Source organism: Rhizobium sp. RU36D (assembly GCF_900176345.1).
In the GTDB taxonomy this organism is placed as follows: domain Bacteria; phylum Pseudomonadota; class Alphaproteobacteria; order Rhizobiales; family Rhizobiaceae; genus Allorhizobium.
Genome location: NZ_FWXU01000057.1, coordinates 1 through 5,814, shown reverse-complemented (window position 1 = coordinate 5,814; position 5,814 = coordinate 1). Strand labels below are relative to the sequence as shown.

Annotated in this window: 2 protein-coding genes and 1 pseudogene; all 3 read right to left on the bottom strand. The window is 50.5% G+C overall.

Annotated elements, in window-relative coordinates; all coding sequences use genetic code 11:
• Window positions 1-345: 345 nt before the first annotated feature.
• Window positions 346-2,091: a hypothetical protein gene (locus B9A97_RS29650; RefSeq protein ID WP_143530773.1), complete on the bottom strand. Its 1,746-nt coding sequence runs from the start codon at window positions 2,089-2,091 to the stop codon at window positions 346-348.
• Between the two features lie 167 nt (window positions 2,092-2,258).
• Complete coding sequence (locus B9A97_RS28990) at window positions 2,259-5,297, bottom strand: tetratricopeptide repeat protein (protein WP_084369298.1); 3,039 nt, start codon at window positions 5,295-5,297, stop codon at window positions 2,259-2,261.
• A gap of 177 nt (window positions 5,298-5,474) precedes the next feature.
• Window positions 5,475-5,768: pseudogene (locus tag B9A97_RS28985) on the bottom strand (hypothetical protein); the annotation flags it as partial.
• Between the last annotated feature and the right edge of the window lie 46 nt (window positions 5,769-5,814).

The window sequence follows — 5,814 nt, the reverse complement described above, 5'->3', positions numbered from 1 at the left end:
GTGGCTATGGACCTACAACAACGAACGGCCCAATATGGGCATCGGCGGCATCACACCCGCCCAGAAACTGAAAATGGCCGCGTGAATTCTACTACAGAGCCCCGTTAAAAACGGGGGGATTACCCCCTCGGCCCGGCGCGTTGCGCGAAGGTCCTCTCGCCAAGACGTGTTCGGCTACATGGAAATGTTCTACAAACCCAGACGCAAGCCCGTTAGAAACGGGAGGCTTTCGCTCGTCGAGTTCGGGAAGCAACAGAGAACATGACCTCAGGGTGTATAGGAAACTCGGCTCTATGCATCCCGAGGTGAAGCTGACATCAGATTGACCTGTTGGGTCAGGGTCAGCTACGTAATAAATACCCAGCACTCCATTAACTGAGACGGAATTTTCTGAATTTTCCCCGAGAAGTCTTCGAATGCTATAAAAGCATATTGCACCGAGTACAATACTGGCGTGTATTTCCCAGCAATCTTTGTAAGCTGAATCGAGTTAATCTTTCCCCAGCTCATCGGTCCATCAAGGTTGAGAAGACCAGTGTTTTGATCAAACGTTGGAGTGCCAAACTCAGTGATCAAATTGCCTCTAGCACTATACAACGACCATCCGGATGAAGAAAATGATAGGCGGAATGATATAGGCTGTCGAAACTGTCTGCCGGTACTGTTCCCAAGATGCACCACTGTTGGCCGAGGGTTACCTGCCGCAGTCTGGGATGAATTGCCAACTTCCAGAGAATCGCCGTTAATGAGGACATCCGCTCCAGATAAACGGTTTAGACGAATCAAATTCTGGGCAGCTCGGTGGAACTGACCGTGCAGGACAATCGAGTTGGATAAGATTTCTCGATCGGGGACAAATATTTCGTTGCTTTCAAATGAGCAGCCATTTCCTTCGTGAAAACGTACCACCGTGCACATGTTCCTTTCAAAATGCCCACCGCGTACGACTCCGTTTGAGGAGTATTCCGTTCTGATAACCTCCGAGGCACTATCAGGAAGTTTATTTATGAGGGGCGCGTCGATTATCCACCCTCGGCCTCCCTTGAGAACAATCCCAGCAGACGGCTTAGGCTGAAAATTTTCACATCTTAAGCCACTGAATATAGATGCATCGGCGTCTGATTGCTGGAACAATAGATCGCCCATATTGGCGAATTGTATATCACTTACATCCCACATATCACAGTAATTTTCCGCCCCGTTTATGTCCGGATCAAGAAAATCCCATCCTCGATAAAGATTGTGAAATCCTAGCTTTGCGAGGCTGGCTCGAGTAGAATATCCTTTGATGCCCGTTGTCTTGATCCCTGGCGCACCCTTCAGGTTAAGCTGCTCACATCTAAAGTTGATAAACTGGTGAGTCATTACCCCATTTTTTGCGGTCATACCGGCGCCGTCAGCGTCAAGGTTTACGCAAAAGATTGGTCCTTCTGTCGGTTTAAAAACTGAGGAAGATGCCAGATCGAGCAGTCCGTTTTCGGGCGCGCGGTTGTATTCGCGGCCCCGGATCGACAGCCTTTTCCAAATCAGTGAAGTTGCCCCTGTTTCACGAGAGGTTTGGATGTATACCGACCCATTTAAGAGAGAACATCCACGGGGCATGACCACCGTCGAACCCATCCTGTGAGCCTGATCAATGGCTTGCTGCCAAGCCGTAGTGTCATCGCTGCCGTATGTCGCCTGCGTGCGGTGTACTGACGTCAAAGCTGCGGCCTCTAACAGCACTTCGTGCTTTGATTTCACTCTATCAATTTTCGTGACGAAGGCCACTCCATCGCTACCTGCGCCGAATACCGCGATCGTTTTCCCTACATCCAGTTCTGAGAATATCACGTCACGGGATCTTAGAAGCTTGCTTCCCGCAGATACCTCTGTTTCTAAGCTTTCCCTAGCGTCGACTTTCGCGCCATGGGCGCGTATATCAACTTGGTCAAAAAGAAAAGGCAAATCTGAAGTATTTAAGTCTGCAAGGGACGTGCTTGATTTCGCCTCAATTCCACTGCGATTTTTGATGGCCCTTAGCAAGGGCGGCATCCCCGAAATAATACCAATTCCGACCCCTGCCCCTACTAAAAAATCCCTTCTGTTCATATGAAGGCACGGCGCTCGCTCGTGTTACTGGCCATAGCGGACATATTCATCTACGCATCCCTGGATATTTTCAATGTAACATTGTCGATCGCATGTTCACTTGGAAAGTGGCAGTCTCAAGTCTTATCAAGACGCCATAAACCTTTTAGTCCGCACAATGTTTATTTTTAGCTGCCGATCAAAGTCGAAAGCTTGGCAAGAACGTTTGGCGCAACAGGACCGCGTCTGCATTCGCTTGTTAAGTTTTTGTCGTTGCAGGCCGCCATTATGGCCGAGAGCGTCGCGCGAGTTAGTTTTCCGTTTAGATCGCCTTTATAATATTCCTTTTCATTGAGCTTCTTCTGCAATATATAAATGGATGCGTTCAAATTCACTGTCGAGAGGCGAGCCATAGTTTCTGAGCGGCTCCTCGCCCACAGAGTAAGATACAATTCATGTATTTTAGAGTATTGGGCAACACTTGATGCCTGCGCAGCTAACAAGGAGAGGTTTTCCGCGATAAGTTCTTGCGAAGTGAATAAACTCTGCTTATCCTTTAAAATACTTGTCGCAAGTTTAATGTCTCTATTGGTGCGCTTTCCTGGTGCGTCACGTAGGTAACTCATCAGTTGCCTGGTAGCGGCTTTGCTACCCTTTTGCGATTGCGCCTCTAGAAACTCCAATGCGGCCTTAGGTCCGGCTGAACCCTTTCCGCGCCAGTAAAGAGTACCTGCACGTTCAACAATCGCTTTTTCACTCCCAATTGAAATAAGTCTCTCCAATATCTCTTCGCCCCGCCGGACATCGGACAGCCGACCAAATTCGCCCCTGAGGTGGCCTTTTGCGAGGGTTATGGCAGCGTCTTCCGATCCCGCCTCTGCCGCTTCGTCTAGCAAGTCTATTGCATCTCGATAACTTCTATCTGTCAAAACGCCCGACAGGTACAATTGCGCAAGCTTTACGCTTGCTCCAAAATTGCCATTTGAGTAAGCGGCGCTATAGTATTCCCGCGCCTTTATAACGTCAGGCTTGCCGTCCTGATACTTGAGATAAAAGTCGCCCAGCGCAATCAAAGCCCAGCTGTCTCCAGTTTCGGCGGCAGTCGATAGAAGACTAATGCCGCGGGCTTTTTCCGTACCATCAATTGCATTCTGAACAAGATATCGGCCGAGGCGGAGCCTAGCAGACACCGAACCCTTATCCACCGCTGCCTCCAGCGCGGCTACTGCGTTCCTGCTATCAACAGAGCCGAAGGCGCCCTGTTCGTACAGATCAGCCAAGCTGAGCAAGGCATCGACGTCCCCAAGTGAGGCTGCCCTATTTAGGGCTATCAGCGCTTTGTGGGGATCAGGAGGCACAGAAATCCCTTGTGTTAATATACGACCAATCGATAGGAGAGCCTGCGTGCTTCCTTTTTCCGCAGCTTCTTCTAGCAGCTCTAGGCCTCGCTTTGAGTCACGAATATCGTCGCTTCCCTCGACAAAAACCTCGCCTAATCGAACATCAGCCGTCAGCAGCCCTTGTTGCCTAGCCAAACCGTAGTATTCAATAGCCCGATCTATGTCTGCGTTAACCAGGATGCCTTCCCTGTAGATATCTCCCAAGCGCAGATAGCCAGCGGCATTGCCCGCATTGGTTGCCATAAGATAGTATTCGAGGGCACGTTTACCGTCGCGAGGTAGGCTTGCTCCGCGGAAGTGAACTTCGCCAAGTGCGAAAAACGCTTTGCCTGCTAGCTGCGTATCCTGAAGGGTTTCAAGCAGTTTAATACCCTTTGTAACATCCTTTTCGACGCCTCGCCCACGTATGTAGGAATCTGCGATCAGCAGCTTGGCTTCTTCAATGCCGGCATCTGCAGCTTTATTCAACATCAGAAATGATTTTTCAGCCGCTTCGTTATCGCTTGAGCTGGCCGCGTAGATTTCCGATAAACCGACATACGCCCACGGATTTCCAGCCTCAGCGGCTTCCTTATAGAGAGCTTCGGCCTTTTCTATATCAACATTAACTCCTCTACCTTTGAAATATACATCCCCAAGCGCCTTCTGAGCAAATTTATCTCCATTTGCGGCTAGAGTTGAAATAATCTCTATGCCTCGGGTTGCGTCCTTTTCCACGCCAGCTCCCGTCAGATAAGCAATTCCGAGCCGTATCTGCGCGGCCGGAAGGCCCTTGGCTGAAGCTGCCTGGATAGCCGAAAAAGCTGCGACTGAATCGCGCCTGAGAATTTTACCTTGCTCATATATTTCCGCAATTCGAAGATATGCGGAGGGGTCAGACGCAGCAGCTTTCGTATAGTAAGATATTGCTTTTTCACCATCTTGAGGCACGCTAATTCCCGCTGCATACACCTCGCCCAGCGACACTAGGGCGCGAGTATCAGATCTAGCTGCTGCTTCCTCCAGGAGAGACAGTCCTTTGTGCGCGTCTACTGGTGTGCCACGACCATACATATAAACTTCGCCTAGCCGGGCGAGTGCGGCCGTTGATTTCGACGCTGCAGCAGCTTTGTACAAAGCTAGTGCCTTTTCAGTGTCACGGGGGACCAGTTCTCCGTCTAGATATACGTCACCAAGCCTCACCTTCGCGGCTTCACTGCCAGCATCTGCTGCACCTGAAAAGTATTCTATCGCCTTAACGCGATCCTTAGAGGGGTATTTGCCTTGCAACGTTACCTCAGCAAGTGCGAGTAAGGCTGCGGACGCGGATTTGCCGCCGGCCATCTCCAGCAATATTGATATCCCTCGCTCTGGATCGGCAGGAGTGCCAATTCCATCGATAAGCATTTGGGCGAGTTTGATCCGAGCGTCGGGATTATCCTTATCTGCTGCCGAACTCACCGCATTGAAAGCACCTACCGAATCCTTCTTGCCTAAAGATCCAGATAAGTAAACGTCCGCAATCTTCAGGAGAGCCCATGAATTGCCGCGTGCGGCAGCGCGTTCGTAGTATGATATCGAGACCACATAATCTGGGGGGCCGGCTAATCCTTTCGCAAAAACGTCGCCGAGCAGGGTAAGCGCTGCGGCGTCGTCTTGTTTGGCGCGCTCTCGTAGGAACTCCAGCGAAGTCGCTGATATGTTCCCTTCGGCTCGAGCGATTTCACTCCGGATCAGGCTAAAATCGGTGTGCGGAGCGATATCCTTAGCTGGTTCCTGCGCTCCGATGGATTGAGCATAGACAAGATAGAAAGCCAAAGGAACACATTTGATTATTTTTGTAAGCATAGCCGTCTTCTCCGCAACTAGGTGTTAGCCTACATCATGGGCTAGTTGCCCGGCAAGCCGAACACTCGTGGCTCACCAATGATTGATTGTCAAAATCGATTGGTGCGTTGAACAGCGCTCGAAGTGCAGGGCTTGGGCTTAGCCCTACGGACTATTCTCATTTAGTATGCTTTTGCGTCGACGAAGCTCGCGGTATTCTCGTTCCAGAACGTTCATCGTCTCCGCCACGTCACTCGGCAAACCTGCACGCTTGCCGCTGTCGAGCTCAGCCTTCTTCACCGATTCATGCAGCGTATGCACCGAGCAACCAATCTTGGCCGCTATCGATGATGCCGCCGCCCAGCGAGCGAGATATTCGGCTTCATTATCCTTCACCATCCCAACAGCGCGGACACGAACCTCAGGAGAAAATTTGGTCGTCGTGACCTGCCACTGAGAATTTCCTCCAGAATTGATTAGAGTCCGGCCCATTTAGTACGGACGAATGAAGAAGCAGAGATTTACGGAAGAGCAGATT